Origin of the sequence: Nocardioides sp. R-C-SC26 (assembly GCF_021246465.1) — a bacterium.
Classification (GTDB): domain Bacteria; phylum Actinomycetota; class Actinomycetes; order Propionibacteriales; family Nocardioidaceae; genus Nocardioides.
In genome coordinates this window covers 1-310 of record NZ_JAHRHK010000089.1, presented here as the reverse complement: position 1 = coordinate 310, position 310 = coordinate 1, and the positions used below count along the sequence as shown (strand labels likewise).

Annotated in this window: 1 protein-coding gene; it reads right to left on the bottom strand. The window is 71.9% G+C overall.

What is annotated here, in order from left to right; translation table 11 throughout:
* Window positions 1-295, bottom strand: a 295-nt coding sequence (locus KSO97_RS17560) for an ATP-binding cassette domain-containing protein (protein WP_232682081.1), incomplete at its 3' end; no start/stop codon positions are given.
* Between the last annotated feature and the right edge of the window lie 15 nt (window positions 296-310).

Sequence of the window (310 nt, the reverse complement as noted above, 5' to 3'; positions counted from 1 at the left end):
CGAGATTGAAGGCCTGGAAGACGAACCCCACCTGACGCCGGCGCAGCCGGGTCACGGTTGCGTCACCCACCTCGGCGATCTCGACGCCCGCCAGACGCACCGAGCCCGCGTCGGGCTTGTCGTGGCCCGCCAGCAACTGCAGCAACGTCGTCTTGCCTGACCCGGACTGCCCCACGATCGCGGTGACCTCCCCGGCGGGTGCCTCGAAGTCGACGTCGTCGCCGGCCACCACCCGGGAGCCGTCGGGTGCCACGAAGCCCTTGACCAGACCGCGCGCCACGACCGGAGCCGTCATCGGGGCGGCCTGGAG